This window comes from Streptomyces sp. NPDC086835, from assembly GCF_044745705.1.
Taxonomy (GTDB): domain Bacteria; phylum Actinomycetota; class Actinomycetes; order Streptomycetales; family Streptomycetaceae; genus Streptomyces.
Map to the genome: position 1 here is coordinate 694,934 of NZ_JBIVAU010000002.1, position 18,007 is coordinate 712,940.

The window sequence follows — 18,007 nt, forward strand, 5'->3', positions numbered from 1 at the left end:
GCCGGCGCCGCCCCCCCCGGGGGCCGCCCCCCCGCCCCCCCCCCCCGCCCCCCCCCCCCGCGCCCCCCCCCGCGCCCCCCCCCCCCCCCCCCCGCCCCCCCCCCCCCCCCCCCCCCCCCCCCCCACCGGCATGTCCGCTTAACGTCGTTCCGCTGTGAGTCGCCGGAAATCGACGGCGGCCGCCCACAAAGGGAGATCGGGGGTGCACCTGTGCGGATCGGACTGCTTACGGAGGGTGGTTATCCGTATGCGACCGGTGAGTCCAGACTCTGGTGCGACCGGCTGGTGCGCGGGCTCGAGCAGCACGAGTTCGACCTGTACGCCCTCAGCCGGAGCGCTCAGCAGGAGAAGCACGGCTGCATCCAGCTCCCCCCGCAGGTTCGCAGGGTGCGCACGGCGGCCCTGTGGGCGCTGGCGGACGACGGCCGGACCTACGGGCGGCGTGAACGCCGGCGCTTCGCGGGCCACTTCAAGGACCTCGCCGCCGCGGTGTGCGCCGACGGCGACGGATTCGCCGACGGGCTGTACGGACTGGCGGAACTCGCCCGTGAGCACGGCGGGCTGTACGCCGCCCTCCGCTCGGAGACGGCCGTGCGCGCCCTCGAGTCGGCCTGCCGGGCGCCCGGCACACGCCGCACCGTCCACGGCGCGACGGTGGTGGACCACCTCGCCTTCGCCGACCGGCTCGAGCGGGCCCTGCGCCCCCTGCTCCTCGACTGGTACGACGAGGACGGCCTCGGCGCGGTCGACCTCTGCCACGCGGCGGCCGGTGGGCCGGCAGCCCTGCCCGGCCTGTTGGCCAAACGCTTCTGCGGAGTCCCGCTGCTGGTCACCGAGTACGGCGTCCAACTGCGCGCCCACTACCTCGCGGCCACCGACGCCGGGCTGAGCGCACCGGTCCGGGCCCTCCTCGCCGCCTTCCACGGCCGGCTGGCCGCGGAGGTCTACCGGCAGGCGTCCGTCATCACGCCCGGCAACACCCACGCACGGCGCTGGCAGGAGAGGTGCGGCGCGGCCCGGGAGAAGCTGCGCACCGTCTATCCCGGCATGGAGGCGGATCGTTTCGCGGCCGTCGGGGAGAGTGCCGACACCGGCGACCCGCACACCCTCGTCTGGGTCGGGCGGATCGAGCCGTCCAAGGACATCATCTCCCTGCTCCACGCCTTCGCCGAGATCCGCAAGGCGGAACCGCTTGCCAGGCTCCGGCTGTTCGGCGCGCCCGTGCGGAGCCCGGAGGCGGTCACCTACCTCGCCCACTGCAAGGCGCTCGCCGCCCAGCTCTTCCCGGACGAGGCCGACGGCGCCCATGCCGTGGGCGACAACCCGGTCTCCTTCGAGGAGATCGGCGGCCCCGAGGCGCCGGAGCTCGTCGACGCCTACGCGGCAGGGGGAGTGGTCGTCCTGTCCAGCGTCGTCGAGGGCTTCCCGATCAGTCTCGTGGAGGCGATGTTCTGCGGTCGCGCGACCGTGTCGACGGACGTGGGGGCGGTCGTGGAGGTCATCGGCGGCACGGGGCTCGTCGTGCCCCCGCGCAATCCGCGGGCGCTCGCCGACGCCTGCGTCTCCCTGCTGCGTGACGGGGCGCGGCGGGAGCGCCTCGGCGCCGCGGCGCGCGCCCGCGCACTCGAACTCTTCACCGTGGAACAGAACCTGACGGCATTTCGCGGCATTTATCTGGAGCTGATGTCGCACTCGCCGGTCCAGCGGGACGTCGTCGACGCCGACGGCGGACCGCTGCCCTTCGCGCACCCGGCCGAGTGTCACGTCCCGGCCTCCTGGACCGGCGCGCCGGCCCGCCCCCGCACCCCGAGCTGGGCGGAGGGGCCGCGTCTCGTCGCGGCCGGAGCTCCACCGGAGACGGCGAAGGAGACACAGCCATGACGGCCCCGAGAGTCACGGGCAGCACGGCGCACGCGGAGCCGGCCGGCGTCGGGCGGGCGCCCGACCCGGCCCTGGCCCTCGCGGCCCTCACCCAACTCCACGAGGAACGGGCCACCGCGACCGTCGACGGGGTCGCGGGCCACCGGCCGGACGCGGCGGCAGAGCCGTCACCGGAGGCCGGCGCCGCACCGCGACCGGGCACCCGGACGGACGACGTCCGGACGCGCACCGAACGCCCCGGGCAGCCGCCGCGGTCCTCGGCCCCCGCGGACGGCGGCCCCGGCGACGCGCGGCAGGGACGTCGGGGGCCGGCCGACCCGGTCAAGGCGCTCATGCACCGCCACCGCGAACTGTGCGAGCAGGCCGTCGACCCGCTGGAGATCGCGGCGGGCCTCGAGGCGCACGGAGTCACGGACCGCACCGCGGCACGCTTCCGCCACCGCGATGTGTTCGCTCTCGCCGAGGAGATGTACGCGCGTGTGCCCCGAGGCAAGGAGCACACCGCCGCCCCCGTCCGGCCGGCGCGCCCCGCCGATCCGCGCGCCGGCCGGGCCTTCCCCGCCCCGGGGCTCCTCCTGGCGCTGCTGCCGGGCGCCGTGTGCGCCCTCACGGTCGCCGGCGCGGCGGCCACCGCAGGCGCGCTCCGGCTCGTGGTGGGCGTCGCCGGCGCCGCCGCGGTGGCCGTCACGGTCGCGCTGTGCCTGCGCCGCGGACCCCTTCGCGCGAAGGGCCGCAGCGTCGCCTCCGTACGGATGTGGACGCTCTGCCTGCTCGCCTACGCCGCCTACGGCCAGGGGCTTCTGCGCGAGGTGAACACCGGCGGCCCCGACGGCGCCTGGCCCATGGATCCCGCGCCGCTCGTCGGGCTCGCGTCGGCCGTGGCCCCGGCGGCCTGGTGCGCCCACCTCTTCTCCGCGCTCGCCCGGCGCAGGCTCGAACGGAGCCGGAGCCTCGACGAGTTCGCCGCCGGCGCCCGGCCGCTGCTCCTCGCGGCGCTCGTCCTGTACACGGGCACGCTCATGGCGCTGCTCGCGGCGACCGGGCTGGTGCTCCCCGGCGACCCACTCGCCCCGACCGCCGCGCTCGGAACGCTGCTGTTCCTCGCGCGTCTGCTCATCGTCCACGGCTTCGCAGGCCCTGCGGCCACCGCCCTGGCCGCCGCGTGCGCCGCCGAAGCAGCCGCCCCGGCGCTGCTGCTGGCGGGACGCCTGCCCGGTCTCGAAGCCCTGGCCCGTCCCGTGGAGGCGATCGTCGCCGCCTGGGGCGTGGCGGCCGTACCGGCTCTCGCCTGCGGCGTCGCCGCTCTCGGGCTGCTCGCCCACGCCGTACCGGCCCTGGCCCGGGCCTCGGCACACACCTCCTGACCCGCTCCGAACGCCGCCGGCGCATCCGCCGCACTCCGCGGAGCCGACACCTCGGAGTAACCGTCCGCCAGGGCACCGACAGCAACATCCCTAAGGAGAAAGCCACATGACACCGCAACACCCAGCTCCGGCCCGTCGGCCCCGAGGAGCCGCGCGATGAGGGTGCTCCTGCTCGGTGCCAATGGATTCCTCGGCCGATTCGTCGCCGACCGGCTGCTCGCCGACCCGGCCGTGCACCTCACCGCCCTGGGCCGCGGCGACGACGCCGATGTCCGTTTCGACCTCTCCGGCGGCAGCCCGGGAGCGCTGACCCGCTTCCTGGGCGCCGTGCACCCCGGTGTCGTCATCAACTGCGCGGGCGCCACCCGTGGCGGCGCCCGCGAACTGACCAGGCACAACACCGTCGCTGTCGCGACCGTCTGTGAGGCGCTGCGTCGCAGCGGCTGCGGCGCCCGGCTGGTCCAGGTCGGCTGTGCGTCCGAGTACGGCCCCTCGCAGCAGGGCTCGTCGACCGCGGAGGATGCCGTCCCCCGCCCCGGCGGCCCCTACGGGGTGAGCAAGCTCGCCGCCACCGAGCTGGTGCTCGGCTCGGGTCTGGACGCCGTCGTCCTGCGCGTCTTCTCTCCCGTCGGCCCCGGCACGCCGGCCGGCTCCCCGCTCGGCCGGCTCGCCGAGGCCATGCGGCGCGCCATGCAGTCCGGCGACGGGGAGCTCAAGCTCAGCGGCCTCGGCGTGCAGCGCGACTTCGTCGACGTGCGTGACGTGGCGCGCGCCGTACACGCTGCCTCGCTCTCGGCGGCGCAGGGCGTCGTCAACATCGGCACCGGCCGGGCCGTGAAGCTCAGGGACGCCGCGTCGATCCTCGCGAGGGTCGCCGGTTATGCCGGCGCCCTGCACGAGTTGGACGCGCCGCCCGGCCGCCCGGTCATCGGCAGCCCGCGCTCCGAGTCGATCGTCGAGCACCTCGCCGCCACCCCCTCCCCTTATCCCGACGGCTGCGGAACCTGGCAGCAGGCGGACGTGCGCACCGCCCGCGACCGGCTCGGCTGGCGTCCCCGTATCAACCTCGAGGAGTCCCTCGCCGACATCTGGATGGAGGCGGCATGCCGCATCTGACCACCACGGACACACAGCTGTCCGCCACCGGCGCGGAAAGACTGGGGTTCGGTGTCCCCGGCTACGCGCATCCCTTGCTCGCGTCCACCGAATGGGCCGAGCTGACCCGGCCGGGGACACCGCTGCACTGGGTCGTCCTCAACGTCGCGGCAGGGCCGGGCGACCGGCCCGACCCGCACTGTCTGGACGCCGTCGGCCGGCTGCGCAACGCCGGCGTGCGAGTCCTGGGGCACCTCGACATGTCCCACGGATCGCGGGCCTTCGGCGACCTGGTGCGTGATGCCCAGCACTTCTTCGACTGGTACAAGGTCGACGGCTTCCTGCTGGACCGCTGTCCCACGGAACGGGCCGATCTGGCGAATGTGCGCCGGACCACCGCGACGCTGGACGCCGTGGTGGACGGGGGGCACCTGGTGCTGGGGCACGGTTCGCATCCGTACCCCGGCTACGCGGAGGCCGCGGACCAGTTGGTCACCTTCTCCGGGCCGTGGGCGGAGTACCGCTGGTCACAGGTGGCGGAGTGGACGGCCGAATATCCGCCGGAACGGTTCGTCCACTTCGTCCACGGCGTGCCCCGCACACACCTGGAGGAGGCCACCCGCATCGCCCGGTGGCAGGGCGCGGGCACCATCTTCTTCACGGACCGGGGCGGCCGATGGGAGGGAAAAGGGCATATCGGGCCGTTCGAGACACTGCCCGGCTACTGGGACGAAATCGTCTCGCAGATCGGACGTGGTGTCTCGGAATGAGAAGGGCCGTGGCAGTGTTACGAGGAGAACAACCGTACTGACATACCGACCGACGGAGCCCCCGTGTCGCTGCCACCCCTGGTCGAGCCCGCAGCCGAGCTCACCGTAGACGAGGTCCGCAGGTACTCCCGCCACCTGATCATCCCGGATGTCGGGATGGACGGGCAGAAGCGGCTGAAGAACGCCAAGGTGCTCGCCGTGGGCGCGGGCGGACTCGGCTCGCCGGCCCTGATGTACCTGGCGGCCGCCGGTGTCGGCACGCTCGGCATCGTGGAGTTCGACGAGGTCGACGAGTCGAACCTGCAGCGCCAGATCATCCACAGCCAGGCCGACATCGGCCGTTCCAAGGCCGAATCCGCCCGTGACAGCGTCAAGGGCATCAACCCGTACGTGAACGTCGTCCTCCACGAAGAGCGGCTCGAGGCCGACAACGTGATGGAGATCTTCAGCCAGTACGACCTGATCGTCGACGGCACGGACAACTTCGCCACGCGCTACCTGGTCAACGACGCGTGTGTGCTGCTGAACAAGCCGTACGTGTGGGGTTCGATCTACCGCTTCGACGGCCAGGCCTCCGTCTTCTGGTCCGAGCACGGGCCCTGCTACCGCTGCCTCTACCCGGAGCCCCCGCCGCCGGGCATGGTCCCGAGCTGCGCCGAGGGCGGCGTGCTGGGTGTGCTCTGCGCGTCCATCGGGTCGATCCAGGTCAACGAGGCCATCAAGCTGCTCGCGGGCATCGGTGAGCCGCTGGTCGGCCGGCTCATGATCTACGACGCCCTCGAGATGCAGTACCGCCAGGTGAAGGTCCGCAAGGACCCGAACTGCGCGGTCTGCGGCGAGAACCCCACCGTCACCGAGCTCATCGACTACGAGGCCTTCTGCGGCGTCGTGTCCGAGGAGGCCCAGGAGGCGGCGGCCGGTGCGACGATCACTCCCAAGCAGCTCAAGGAGTGGATCGACGACGGCGAGAACATCGACATCATCGATGTCCGCGAGGTCAACGAGTACGAGATCGTCTCGATCCCGGGTGCCCGGCTGATCCCGAAGAACGAGTTCCTGATGGGCACCGCCCTCCAGGACCTGCCCCAGGACCGGAAGATCGTCCTGCATTGCAAGACGGGTGTCCGCAGTGCGGAAGTCCTCGCCGTACTGAAGTCGGCGGGCTTCGCCGACGCGGTGCACGTCGGCGGCGGCGTCATCGGCTGGGTCAACCAGATCGAGCCGGAGAAGCCGGTCTACTGATCGCCCGGGCAACAGACAGGCCCCGGACCGCGTCGAGCGGTCCGGGGCCTTCGCCGTGCCGGCGGCGGGCGGCTCAGGAGGTGCAGGTTCTGCCGTTCTGCGGCACCTCGCCCTCGAGCAGATAGGCGTCCACGGTCTCCGTCACGCACTTCCCGCTTCCGTACGCGCCGTGGCCCTCACCCTTGTTGGTGATCAGCACGCCGACGCCCTCGCCGAGCTCGTCGGCCATCTTCTTCGCACCCTCGTACGGGGTCGCCGGGTCGCCCGTCGTACCGATCACCAGGATCGGCGCCGCGCCCTCGGCGGAGACCTCCGGCGTCTCCCACTCGCCGGGCACCGGCCACTTCGCGCACCAGCCGGCCAGGTCCCACGCCAGATACGGGCCGAAGACCGGGGACACGTCGGTGAACTCGGCGAGATGACGGGAACGCACCTCGGCGGGCAGCACCCGGCCCTTGGCGTCGGCGCACGATATGGCGCGCTGCGCATGGCTCTGGGTGCCGTAACGGCCGCTCTCGTCACGATCGTTGTACGAGTCGGCCATCAGCAGCAGCCCCGTGCCGTTGCCCCGCTCCGCGGCGTCCAGCGCCTGGGTCAGATACTTCCAGCTGCTCTGCGAGTACAGCGGCTGGATGATCCCGGTCAGCGCGAGGCTCTCGGTGAGCCGTCGGCCGTCCGCCGTCGGCATCGGCCTGCGGTCGAGCTGCCGCAGCAGTTTCACGATGCGTCCGGTGCCTTCTTCCGCGCTGATGCCCCGGCTCTTGAAGTAGTTCTCCAGCGCGCGCTGGAATCCGCGTGCCTGGTTGCGCGAGTGCCCGGCGTAGTCGGCGGACGGGTCGACCACGGCGTCGAGGACCAGCCGTCCGACGTTCTTCGGGTACAGGTGGGCGTAGACGCCGCCCAGCTCCGTGCCGTAGGAGAAGCCCAGGTAGTGGAGCTTGTCGTCGCCGAGGACGTGGCGTATCAGGTCCATGTCGCGTGCGGCGTTCGCCGTGCCGACGTGCGGGACGACCCGGCCGGACCGCTCGGCGCAGCCCTTGCCGAAGGCCGCAGCGTCCGCCATGTAGGTCTTCTCCTCCGCCGCGGTGTCCGGAGTGGCGTCCAGGCCCAGCGACCTCGCCGTCTCCTTGTCGCCACGGCACACCACCGCGGAGCTCTCCGCCACCCCGCGCGGGTCGAAGCCGACCAGGTCGTAGCGGCTGTGCAGGCTGTCGTAGCCCTCGGCCGCCCCGGGCAGCGCCGCCACGCCGGAGCCGCCGGGTCCGCCGAAGTTGAAGAGCAGCGAGCCGATGCGCTTCTCGGGGTCCTTGGCCTTGGAGCGGATCAGCGCGATGCCGATGGTCTCCCCGGCCGGGTCGCCGTAGTCCAGCGGCGCCTGGACCGTGGCGCACTGCCACTGCCCGCCGGGTGCCTGGGCCGAGCTGCCGTACGCCGTGGTCGGGGCCTCGCAGCGCTTCCAGTCGGGCTTCTGGCCGGTCAGCACGGCAGGCAGCGCGGGATCACCGGGAGGGCTCACCGCGGGGGAGGAGCCGGCGGTGGACGGGGAGTCGCTGTTGCGCCCGTCGACGGCCCCGTCGCCTCCGTCGCCGCTGCATCCGGCCGCGCCGGCTGCCACGAGGAGCGTCGCCGTCGCCAGGGCCATCGCTCGCACCCGATGTCTCATCCCACACATCCCAACGGTCGTCGAAGGCAGTTTCGACATCCTAGGCAGGGCCTGCGCCGGCACTACCTGCACACCGTGCCGTCGGAGGGGACCCGGCCGTTCAGCAGGTAGCCGTTCACGGCCTCCTGGACGCAGGGGCTGCTGCCGTACGAGCCGTGCCCTTCGCCCTCGTACGTGACCTGGACCGCGACACCCTTGCCCAGTGCCTGAGCCATCGCCTTCGTGCCCTCGTAGGGCGTCGCCGGGTCGCCGGTGTTGCCGACCACCACGATGGGCGGCGCGCCCGCCGCCGAGACGTCCGGGTGGTCCCAGGTGCCCGGGACCGGCCATTTGCTGCAGCTCGCCTGCCCCCAGGCGAGGTACTCGCCGAAGACGGGGGAGGCCTTGCGGAACTCGGGCACCATGGCCTTGGCCTGCTCGAGGGTGTAGCGGGCCTTGTTGTCGGCACAGCCGATGGCCGTGCCCGCCGCCTGGATGTTGCTGTAGGTGCCGTTCTCGGAGCGCCCGTTCAGCGCGTCGGAGAACGCCATCAGCACAGCTCCGTTGCCGCCGTCCGCCTCGTCGAGACCCTGCTCCAGCAGCTTCCAGTACTCCTTGGAGTAGAGCGTCTGGATGATGCCGTTCGCGGCCTGCCCCTCGGTGAGCATCCGCTCGCCGATCCCCGGGATGGGCTTCTTGTCGAGCCGGTCCAGGAAACCGATGATCCAGTCCTGGATCTCCTGCACGGACGAGCCGGGGAGCCGGCACGCGTCGCCGCGCTCCAGGCAGTCCTCCGAGAAGTTGGTGAGGGCCTGCTGGAAGCCTCTGACCTGGCCGAGCGCGCTCTGGACGGCGCCCTGCGTCGGGTCGACGACGGCGTCGAAGACGGCCCGGCCGACGTTCTTCGGGTACAGGTGGGCGTAGACGCCGCCCAGCTCCGTCCCGTACGAGATGCCGAAGTAGTGGAGCTTGTCGTCGCCGAGGACCTGCCGCATCAGGTCCAGGTCCCGCGCGGCGTTGACGGTGCCGACGTACGGGAGCTCGTCACCGGAGTTCTCCTCGCAGGCGTCGGTGAAGTCCTCGATGCCTTCCAGGAAGGTCTTCTCCTCGGCCGCGTCGTCGGGCGTCGGGTCTTCGGCCGCGTACTCGTCCATCTCCCTGTCGTCGAGGCACTCCACGGGAACGCTGCGGCCGACTCCCCGCGGATCGAAGCTCACCAGGTCGTAGCGTTCCCGGAGGTTCTCGTAGTCGGAGGCGAGGGACGGCAGGGTGTGCACCCCGGAGGCGCCCGGTCCGCCGAAGTTGTAGACGAGAGAGCCGATGCGGTTCGCGGTGTCACGCGCCGGGGCCCGGATCAGGGCCAGCTCGATGGTCTCGCCGTCCGGTTTCGCGTAGTTGAGCGGGACGTCCATGAAGGAGCACTCCCACTTCGTCCCTCCCGGCAGCGGCGACGGCGCCGGACCGCCGCCCTCCGCCTCCGAGGGGGCGGGGCACGGCCGCCATTCGAGCTGCTGCGAGGCGAGGTCCTTCGGCCGGTCCTCGCCGCCGTTCCCCTCGTCGGAACACCCGACGGCGGCCAGCAGTGCGGCTGTCACGGCGGCGGCGACCGCGGCGCGCGCGGCGGAGGAAGTTATCGGCATGTCGCCATCGTGCGCCGCCACCGCGTACCCCGCACGGGCGACGGTCCATGCGGGTGGAGGCTGTGGCGCTGCGCCGGACGGGTGACCTTCCGGCGGGCCGCGGGCGGGCCGTCAGGCCGCCCGGCGGCCCGTCAGAGGGAGCCCTGGCGGGTGAGGTGCGTGAAGGCGAACCAGCCCGGCAGGACCGGCAGCCACAGCGTCATCGTCCGGTAGAGCAGCACCGCGGGCGCGGCGACGTCTCCGGGGACGCCCACCAGCACCAGACCGCCGAGCAGCGCGCCCTCGACGGCGCCCACACCGCCGGGCGTCGGCGCAGCCGAGCCCAGTGCGTTGCCGGCGAGGAACACCACGGCGATGCTCGCGTAGCTCACCGGCTGGTGCCCGCCGTCGAACGCCCGGACCGACGCGTCCAGACAGAGCACGAACACACCCGTCAGCAGCAGCATCCCGCCGATGCCGGTGATCAGCTTGCCCGGCCTCTGCAGCACGTCCAGCATGCGCGGCACGACGCCGGCGAACAGCGACCGCAGCCGGGTCACCACGAACTTCCGCAGGAACGGGATCGCCGTCACCACCAGCACCAGCACGGCGACCGTCAGCAGCCCCGCGATCACCGTCCTGGACGGGGTGAGCGACGCCGTCTTCTCCGTGCCGGTCAGATAGCCGAAGGACAGCAGAAGCATGATGTGCGCGCCGAGCCCGAACAGCTGCGAGGCGCCCACGCTGGCGACGGCGAGACCCGGCCGGACACCGGAACGCTGGAGGAACCGGGTGTTCAGGGCCACGCCACCGACCGCCGCGGGGGCGACGATCTTGACGAACGACCCGGCGACCTGCGCCAGCACCGTCCGCAGGAAGCCGACCCGCTCGGGCACGAACCCCAGCAGGCTCATCGCCGCCGCGAAGTAGCTGAGCGCGGAGAACAGCAGGGCCGCCGCCACCCAGCCCCAGTGGGCGTTCGCGAAGACGGTGCCGAAGTCGATGCCGGCGATCTGCGACAGCAGGAAGTACGCGGCGACCGCACCGGCGATGAAGCTGACGAGCGTGCGGGGCCTGATCCGCTCCAGACGGACGGGCTCCACCGGAGCCTGCGGCCTGATCAGCAGCACCTGCCGGCGGATCTGGGAGAGCAGGTCCTCCTCGCGCACCTCGTCCATGGCCTCGTCCATGGCGCGCTTGTCCGCCTGCTTCTCCGCGCGCTCCACCTTGCGGACCGCCTTGCGGTCGTCGGCGGAGGGCTCCTCCGTACGGGCCCGCTTCGCCGCCTCCGACGCCTCCAGCACCGCCTCCCTCTCGCGCTGGGCACGCTCGCGTGCCTGATGGCGCAGGGTGGCCCTGGTCGAGCGGCTCAGGGCGATCGGCTGGAGGAGCGGCAGGCAGTCGGCGACCTTGTCCGGGCCGAGCACCTCGACCGCCGCGGCCACGGCCCGTTCGGCGCCCACCCGCAGGCCCAGGGTCGTCAGCAGCTGGGCGATGTCCATCCGGAGCACCATGTCGCCCGCGGCGATCTCGCCGCCGCGCAGATCCGTGAGGATCGCCCGGCCGTCCGGGTCGACCAGGATGGCGTCGCCGGCGAGCCGGCGGTGCGCGATGCGGCGCGACTGGAGCGCCTTCACCTGGCGCCAGGCGCCGCGCACCACGTCGTCCGTGATCTCGTGGTCCGCCAAGGAGTCCAAGGAACGGCCGCCGGAGTGCTCGTACACGAGCATCACGGCGTCGGGACCGAGCTCCGACGTGGCGATCAGCTTGGGAGCGTTGGCACCGGCGGCGATCGCCGCGTACGCGAGCAGGGCCTCCTGCTCCAGTGCCTGACGCAGCGACTGGATGGAACGGCGGGTCGTGATCGAGCGCAGTGTCAGCCGGCGCCACACGCGGTAGAAGAAGCCCTGCGCCTGCTGCTCGCGGTCGACGACGGTGACGTCCAGCGGCGGGCCGTCCTCCAGCGACACCAGATAGCGGCGGCCGCGGTCCTGGTCCGCACTCTCCGGGGCGTCGTCCTCCGCACGCATGGCGGTCACCGGGCGGAACCCGACATGACGCAGGCCGGCGAGCAGGTTCCGGCCGGTGGGGCGGACGTTCGGTGAGCCGACGGCGTAGAGGGTGCCGTACGCGACGGTCCAGCCCAGCAGCACGGTCAGCAGCACCGAGAACGGGGTGGTGTAGCCGGCGACGAGCATCGCGAAGGCGTCGAGCATCAGCACCATCCACAGGACCACGCGCCAGCGGGGTCTGCGGGCCATCCCCACCGCCGTCATATAGGCGATGACCGGTGCCAGGTATCCGTGGACCGGATCGGTCAGCTCGCCGCCGGTCTGCTGCTGGGTCAGCGCGTCCTGGAGCGAGCCGGGGGCGGCCTTGGCGACCCAGAGGTCGGTGGCGAGGGTGACTCCGTGGGCGAGGACGGCGGCGAGCACGCCGTCCGCGATCCGCAGACCGTCCCGCTTGATCAGCCGCTCGATGGCGAACGCGACCGGCACGAGCAGCACGGCGATGCTGGAGACCAGGCCGGCGATCTTGACCAACAGGTCGGGGGCCTGCCCGGTGCCCTTGTTGATGTCCTGTTCGAGACCGCTCGTGGTGCCCTGCGCGAAGGCGGCGACGGCCAGCACGACCGCGATGACCAGAATGCCGATCAGCAGCCGCATCAGGTCCGACGGGCGGTGCACGCGCGCGGCGAGCAGCGGCTCGTCCCCGGAGACCTGGTCCGCGTGGGCCACCTCGGCCTCCGGTGCCCCGGCCGCCGGTGTCTCCTTGCCGGGAACCGCCTTCTCCGGGTGCGGCTCGGAATCAGGGGTGCCTGCTGCCTTCGGCTGCACGCCCTGCTCCTTCGCCGTCTCTGTCTCTTCTTGATCTCGTATCACCAGTCACCGCCCGCACGATGGTGGCACGACCGGACGACAGAGGGGGGCATCAGGGTGCAATGCGGGGTCGCGAGGCGCGATCGGTACCCCTCTTTGCCTCCCATGTGCCGATTCTCCCTCTCCGCACCGCGGCCTTCTCGCCCAGGGCCGGCCCGGCCGCCCGTCTTGAGGCCGCGCCCCTTCCTCCTGCACCGCTCCCGGCCGGAGCGGCCCGCGTCATGGTCGTCACGGACCCGGCGTTGTCGGTGCCGTGCGGCAGGATGGGTCGGATGGACGAGCTGCCTGAGTACGCCGAGCGGGTTCTGGAGGTCGCCGAGCGGATCCCGCCGGGCCGGGTCATGACCTACGGGGACGTCGCGGAGTGGCTCGGCGAGGGCGGACCCCGCCAGGTCGGCCGCGTCATGGCGCTGTACGGCGGCGCCGTGCCGTGGTGGCGGGTGGTGCGCTCCGACGGTGTCCTGCTCCCGGGCCACGAGCTGCGCGCCCTCGACCGGTACCGCGAAGAAGGGACCCCGCTGCGTGAAGCGTCCCGCGCCGCCCAAGGGCATGTGCCGCGCCTCGACATGAAACGCGCACGGTGGGACGGCGCCGGGGCGCAAAGCGACGAAGCTCACATATGACAGCTTCCGCCAAGCGGCGACAGGGCGGGGACTCCGAGGACCGTACGGGGTACGGGACGGCTCCGCCGTCCGCACCCGGGCGCCTGGCGTAGCGTCTTCAGCGCGCGGCACGCACCGCACTCTCATCACCAGCACACCCACCAGGACCGGCGATCCACGTGAGCTCCTCCTCCACCACCGGGCATGTGCCGTACCCGCAGCAGGTACGGCAGGGGGTTCTCCCGCGCCCGCACGGGCGGGGCGGAAGGTCCCCGGGCGCGTACCGGCTGGTGCGAACCCCTCCGGGCCCCGTGAATCCCCCTCTTCTGGACGCCGCCCAGCGCTCGGTGGTTGACCATGGAGACGGGCCGCTTCTGGTGCTCGCCGGACCCGGCACCGGCAAGACGACCACGCTCGTCGAGGCCGTCGCGGCTCGTATCGCGGCGGGCACGGACCCTTCTCGCATCCTCGTCCTCACCTTCAGCCGCAAAGCGGCGGTGGAACTGCGCGACCGGATGGCGCTGCGGCTCGGCGGCGCGCGGGGACCGCAGGCCACGACGTTCCACTCCTACTGCTACGCGCTCGTCCGCTCGCATCAGGACGCCGACCTGTTCGCCGAACCGCTGCGCCTGCTGTCGGGTCCCGAGCAGGACGTCACCGTGCGGGAACTCCTCGCCGGCCAGATCGGCCTGCCCGGCGTCCGCTGGCCCGACGAACTGCGGGCGTGCCTGACCACCCGCGGCTTCGCCGACGAGGTCCGTGCCGTGCTGGCCCGGAGCCGGGAGCTGGGCCTCGGCCCGGACTCCCTCGCCCGCTTCGCCGCCCGCATCGGCCGGCCCGACTGGGGGGCCGCCGCCTTGTTCCTCGCCGAATACCTGGACGTCCTCGACCTCCAGGGCGTGCTGGACTACGCGGAACTGGTGCACCGGGCGGTCCTGCTGGCCGAGCAGGTGGCGCTGCCCGCCTACGACGCGGTGTTCGTGGACGAGTACCAGGACACCGATCCGGCCCAGGTGCGGCTGCTGCGCGCGCTGGCGGGCGGCGGGCGGACACTCGTCGCCTTCGGCGATCCCGACCAGTCGATCTACGCGTTCCGCGGCGCGGACGTGAACGGCATCCTCGACTTCCCCGACGCCTTCCCCCGCGCCGACGGCAGTCCCGCCCGCGTCGCCGTGCTGACCACGTCCCGGCGCAGCGGAGCCGCCCTGCTGGCGGCGACCAGGCTGCTGACCCGCCGGATGCCGCTGACACGGCTGCCGGCCGGCAAGGTCCGTGCCCATCGCGAACTGGCGGCGGCCCGCGAGGGCGGCCGCGTCGAGGCGTACACCTATCCGACGGCCTCCACGGAGCTGGACAACATCGCGGACATCCTGCGCCGCGCCCATCTCGAGGACGGCGTCCCTTGGCACGAGATGGCGGTCCTCGTCCGGGCGGGCGGCCGCACCATCCCCTCCATGCGGCGCGCCCTGACGTCGGCGGGCGTACCCCTCGAGATCGACGGCGACGACGTGGCCCTGCGCCATGAACCGGCGGTGGCGCCGCTTCTGACCGCCCTGCGCACGGTCGCGACGGCGGCCGCCGGCCGCCCGGCGGACACGCCGCCCGCGCCCTCGCCCGTCCCCGGTGGAGCGGGCGAGGAGCCCGGCGCCGGTGATGGGGCGGCTGCGGCCGGCGGGGATCCGGAGGAGGTGGGTGAGGGGGCCGATGGTGATGGGGCGGCTGCGCTCCCCGGGGATTCGGAGGGGGCGGACGAGAAGCGGGAGCCCGGTCCCGAGGCCGCCGCGTGGATCGACACCGAGACCGCGCTCACCCTCCTTTCGTCCCCGCTCGGAGGCATGGACACCGCGGATCTGCGCCGTCTCGGCCGGGCGCTGCGCGACGAGGAGCGGGCCGGCGGCAACGCCCTGCCGCCGCCGTCCGACCAGCTTCTCGCCCGCGCGCTCGCCGAGCCCGAGCGCCTTGTCGCGCACGATCCGGCGTACGCCCGCGGCGCCCAGCGGCTGGGCGCCCTCCTGCGCAAGGCGCGCGAACTCCTGGAGGGTGGAGGCACCGCAGAAGAGGCCCTGTGGCTGTTGTGGGACGGCACCCCGTGGCCGCAGCGCCTGGAGCGTGCGGCGTTCCGCGGCGGCGCGGCCGGCCGCAACGCCGACCGTGATCTCGACGCCGTTTGCGCGCTCTTCGAGACGGCGGCGCGCGCGGAGGAACGCACCGGCGGCCGTGGCGCGCTCAACTTCATCGAGGAGCTCGAAGCGCAGGACATCGCCGCCGACACCCTCTCCCGGCGGGAGGTCCGCCCGGAGGCCGTACGGCTGATGACCGCGCATCGCTCCAAGGGCCTGGAGTGGAGTCTCGTCGTGGTCGCCGGTGTGCAGGAGGGTCTGTGGCCCGATCTCCGGCGCCGCGGCTCCCTCCTGGAGGCCGACCGTATCGGGCGGGACGGGCTCGCCGAGCCGCTCACCCCCGGCGCCCTGCTGGCGGAGGAGCGCAGGCTGTTCTACGTGGCGGCAACCCGCGCCCGCGACCGTCTCGTCGTCACCGCGGTCAAGGCCCCTGCCGACGACGGTGACCAGCCCTCCCGCTTCCTGGCCGAACTGGGCGTCGAGCCGCGCGATGTGACCGGCCGTCCGCGCCGTCCGCTGGCCGTCGCCCCGCTCGTCGCCGAGCTGCGCGCCACCACCGTCGATCCGGACGCCTCACCCCGGTTGCGGGAGGCCGCCGCCCGCCGGCTGGCCCGTCTCGCGGCGCTGACCGACGAGGAGGGCCAGCCGCTGGTGCCTTCCGCGCACCCGTACCGCTGGTGGGGTCTGTACGACGCCACCCACAGTGCGAAGCCGCTGCGGGACCGGGACCAGCCCGTCACGCTCTCCGGCAGCGCACTCGACCAGCTGGCCAACAGCTGCGCGCTCCAGTGGTTCCTCGGCCGGGAGGTGAAGGCCGACGCGCCCGCGACCGCCGCTCAGGGCTTCGGCAACGTCGTGCACGTGCTCGCCGACGAGGTCGCCTCCGGCCGTACCCCCGCAGACCTCGCCGTCCTCATGGAACGCCTCGACTCGGTGTGGGACGCGCTCGTCTTCGACGCCCCCTGGAAGTCGCAGCAGGAGAAGGGGCACGCGCGCGCCGCGCTCGAGCGCTTCCTGCGCTGGCACGTCATGGACCGCGGCGGACGCCGCCCCGCCGCAACCGAGCACGACTTCGACGTCACGCTGGAGGCGGGCGGGTTCGAGGTGCGCATCCGGGGGTCCATGGACCGCGTCGAGCAGGACGAGCAGGGCCGTGCCTATGTCGTCGACTTCAAGACGGGCAAGCAGACGCCCACGAAGGACGAGGTCGCCCGCCATCCCCAGCTCGCCGTGTACCAGCTGGCCGTCCGCGAGGGCGCGGTCGACGAGGTGTTCGGCGGGAACCGCCCGGAGCCGGGCGGCGCCGAGCTCGTACAGCTGCGGCAGCCGGCCGCCAAGAAGGAGGGCGGCGACGCCCTGCCCAAGGTCCAGGCACAGGAGGCGCTCACCGGCGAGTGGGTGGGGGACCTCCTCGCCACCGCGGCCGGCCGCGTGCTCGACGAGCGCTTCACGCCCTCCACCGGGCAGCACTGTGCCCACTGCGCGTTCCGCGCGTCGTGCAGCGCACAGCCGGAGGGCCGCCAAATAGTGGAATGACCGGAGTTTTGTCATGCAATGTCACATTCGCACAGCTCCAATGGAGTTCCCGGCCACCGCGACCGGTCGTGGCGGGCCCATCCGGATCTGCGAGGAGAGACAACATGACGGCCAAGCGGAAGTCCCTGGCGACGGCGGCGGTCTGCGCCAGTGCCGTCATCGTGCTGACGGGCTGTTCCCAGGACGGTGACATCAAGGCCAAGGGAGCCTCCGGGGAGCGAAGGGGGCCTGCGGCCGTGACGAGCGGCGACGGCGAGTCGCTGGAGGGCCTCGACGCGGGGCAGATCGCCGACAAGGCGGTCGCGGCCACCAGAGCCGCCAAGTCCCTGGCCATGGCGGGCCGGATCGAGAAGGACGGCGAGCCGGTCTCCATCGACCTCGCCCTCGACTCCGGCGACAAATGCAGCGGCCTCCTCGGCGTCAAGGGAGGCCGGGCCGAACTCCGTCAGGTGTCAGAGGTCATGTACCTCAAGGGCGACGAGCAGTTCTGGAGCGCCTCACTGCGCGAGCGTTCCTCCGAGTCCCCCGGCGTGGACAACGAGGCCGTCGTGGAGCTCATGCAGGGCCGGTGGGTCAAGATGCCGACCGGGACCGTCAAGGACCTGGACCGCGTCTGCGACCTCAAGGCGATGTTCGCGCAGATGGACGTGGACGAGGCGGACCGGAAGCAGATGACCAAGGGCCCGGACTCCGAGGTCGAGGGCGTACCGACGGTGACCCTGGTGAAGAAGGAGCAGGACAGGACGACGACGGTCCACGTCGCGAAGGAGGGCAAGCCGTATGTCCTCAAGATCGTGAAGGCCGGTGGTGACGAGACCGGCACGATCGTCCTCTCCCACTACGACGAGCCGGTCGAGGTCCAGCCGCCGCCGGCGGAGGAAGTGGTCGACCTGGACAACCTGACCGGGGGCGCGGGCCTCGGCTTCGAGGCGGGCGCCACGCCGTCCGGGGCAGTGAGCGGCACGGACGGGCAGTCGGACACGGAAGAGGACGCCGGCATCGGGGCCGGCACGGAAGCCGGTGAGGCCCCGGAGGCCGGCGCCGGCACCGGCTCGGCCGAGAGCTTCCGTTCGGACCAGGACACCGATGCCGATGCCGGTGGCGGATCGGGTTCCGACATCGGAGGTTCCGTCACCGACGAAGGGGCCGGCACGGAGACCGGCAGCGACACCGGCTCCGGCGCGGGCACGGCCGCGGACGGTGGGAGCACGACCTAGGAACCTCTACGGGCCGCGGGCCAGGGGCTGTGGGCCGACG

The 18,007-nt window shown here is 72.8% G+C and carries 11 protein-coding genes; 8 read left to right on the forward strand and 3 right to left on the reverse strand.

Annotated elements, in window-relative coordinates:
• The first annotated feature begins 210 nt into the window (after nucleotides 1-210).
• The 5 genes from ACIPJI_RS09320 (at nucleotide 211) to moeZ (ending at nucleotide 6,352) form a co-directional block, all read left to right on the forward strand.
• A complete protein-coding gene (locus ACIPJI_RS09320; protein ID WP_402245332.1) occupies nucleotides 211-1,881 on the forward strand; it encodes a DUF3492 domain-containing protein in 1,671 nt (556 codons plus the stop codon).
• Entirely contained in the window at nucleotides 1,878-3,245 is a 1,368-nt protein-coding gene (locus ACIPJI_RS09325) for a hypothetical protein (RefSeq protein WP_402245334.1), read from the forward strand. The genes ACIPJI_RS09320 and ACIPJI_RS09325 overlap by 4 nt, the downstream gene beginning before the upstream one ends.
• A gap of 156 nt (nucleotides 3,246-3,401) precedes the next feature.
• Nucleotides 3,402-4,361, forward strand: coding sequence for an NAD(P)-dependent oxidoreductase (locus tag ACIPJI_RS09330; protein WP_159687600.1), 960 nt, complete (start codon nucleotides 3,402-3,404; stop codon nucleotides 4,359-4,361).
• Nucleotides 4,349-5,110 (forward strand): spherulation-specific family 4 protein, encoded by a 762-nt coding sequence (locus ACIPJI_RS09335; RefSeq protein WP_356621323.1) that lies wholly within the window; start codon nucleotides 4,349-4,351, stop codon nucleotides 5,108-5,110. Before ACIPJI_RS09330 ends, ACIPJI_RS09335 begins: the two co-directional genes overlap by 13 nt.
• A gap of 63 nt (nucleotides 5,111-5,173) precedes the next feature.
• On the forward strand, nucleotides 5,174-6,352 hold the full coding sequence (gene moeZ, locus ACIPJI_RS09340) for an adenylyltransferase/sulfurtransferase MoeZ (protein WP_159687595.1): 1,179 nt from the start codon (nucleotides 5,174-5,176) through the stop codon (nucleotides 6,350-6,352).
• A 73-nt stretch (nucleotides 6,353-6,425) separates the two neighbouring features.
• On the opposite strand, the gene ACIPJI_RS09345 is transcribed toward moeZ, so the two are convergent.
• The 3 genes from ACIPJI_RS09345 to ACIPJI_RS09355 all read right to left on the reverse strand — a co-directional run bounded on the left by ACIPJI_RS09345 (nucleotide 6,426) and on the right by ACIPJI_RS09355 (nucleotide 12,450).
• Nucleotides 6,426-8,015: an alpha/beta hydrolase gene (locus ACIPJI_RS09345; RefSeq protein WP_402245336.1), complete on the reverse strand. Its 1,590-nt coding sequence runs from the start codon at nucleotides 8,013-8,015 to the stop codon at nucleotides 6,426-6,428.
• 62 nt (nucleotides 8,016-8,077) lie between these two features.
• Nucleotides 8,078-9,634, reverse strand: coding sequence for an alpha/beta hydrolase (locus ACIPJI_RS09350; RefSeq protein ID WP_402245339.1), 1,557 nt, complete (start codon nucleotides 9,632-9,634; stop codon nucleotides 8,078-8,080).
• A gap of 131 nt (nucleotides 9,635-9,765) precedes the next feature.
• Complete coding sequence (locus tag ACIPJI_RS09355; RefSeq protein WP_356621326.1) at nucleotides 9,766-12,450, reverse strand: lysylphosphatidylglycerol synthase domain-containing protein; 2,685 nt, start codon at nucleotides 12,448-12,450, stop codon at nucleotides 9,766-9,768.
• Nucleotides 12,451-12,764: 314 nt separating this feature from the next.
• Here ACIPJI_RS09355 and ACIPJI_RS09360 point away from each other — a divergent pair, with 314 nt between their 5' ends.
• From ACIPJI_RS09360 to ACIPJI_RS09370, 3 genes are all read left to right on the forward strand, one after another.
• Entirely contained in the window at nucleotides 12,765-13,115 is a 351-nt protein-coding gene (locus ACIPJI_RS09360; protein WP_307708168.1) for an MGMT family protein, read from the forward strand.
• A 158-nt stretch (nucleotides 13,116-13,273) separates the two neighbouring features.
• On the forward strand, nucleotides 13,274-16,750 hold the full coding sequence (locus ACIPJI_RS09365; RefSeq protein ID WP_402245341.1) for an ATP-dependent helicase: 3,477 nt from the start codon (nucleotides 13,274-13,276) through the stop codon (nucleotides 16,748-16,750).
• A gap of 104 nt (nucleotides 16,751-16,854) precedes the next feature.
• A complete protein-coding gene (locus tag ACIPJI_RS09370; RefSeq protein WP_402245343.1) occupies nucleotides 16,855-17,967 on the forward strand; it encodes a hypothetical protein in 1,113 nt (370 codons plus the stop codon).
• The last annotated feature ends 40 nt before the right edge of the window (nucleotides 17,968-18,007 follow it).

What these genes read in the sequence shown, in the direction of transcription:
- ACIPJI_RS09325 (WP_402245334.1), top strand. Translation starts at nt 1,878, where the DNA reads ATGACGGCCCCGAGAGTCACGGGCAGCACGGCGCACGCGGAGCCGGCC.
- ACIPJI_RS09335 (WP_356621323.1), top strand. Translation starts at nt 4,349, where the DNA reads ATGCCGCATCTGACCACCACGGACACACAGCTGTCCGCCACCGGCGCG.
- ACIPJI_RS09330 (WP_159687600.1), top strand. Translation starts at nt 3,402, where the DNA reads ATGAGGGTGCTCCTGCTCGGTGCCAATGGATTCCTCGGCCGATTCGTC.
- ACIPJI_RS09345 (WP_402245336.1), bottom strand. Translation starts at nt 8,015, where the DNA reads ATGAGACATCGGGTGCGAGCGATGGCCCTGGCGACGGCGACGCTCCTC.
- ACIPJI_RS09360 (WP_307708168.1), top strand. Translation starts at nt 12,765, where the DNA reads ATGGACGAGCTGCCTGAGTACGCCGAGCGGGTTCTGGAGGTCGCCGAG.
- ACIPJI_RS09370 (WP_402245343.1), top strand. Translation starts at nt 16,855, where the DNA reads ATGACGGCCAAGCGGAAGTCCCTGGCGACGGCGGCGGTCTGCGCCAGT.
- ACIPJI_RS09350 (WP_402245339.1), bottom strand. Translation starts at nt 9,634, where the DNA reads ATGCCGATAACTTCCTCCGCCGCGCGCGCCGCGGTCGCCGCCGCCGTG.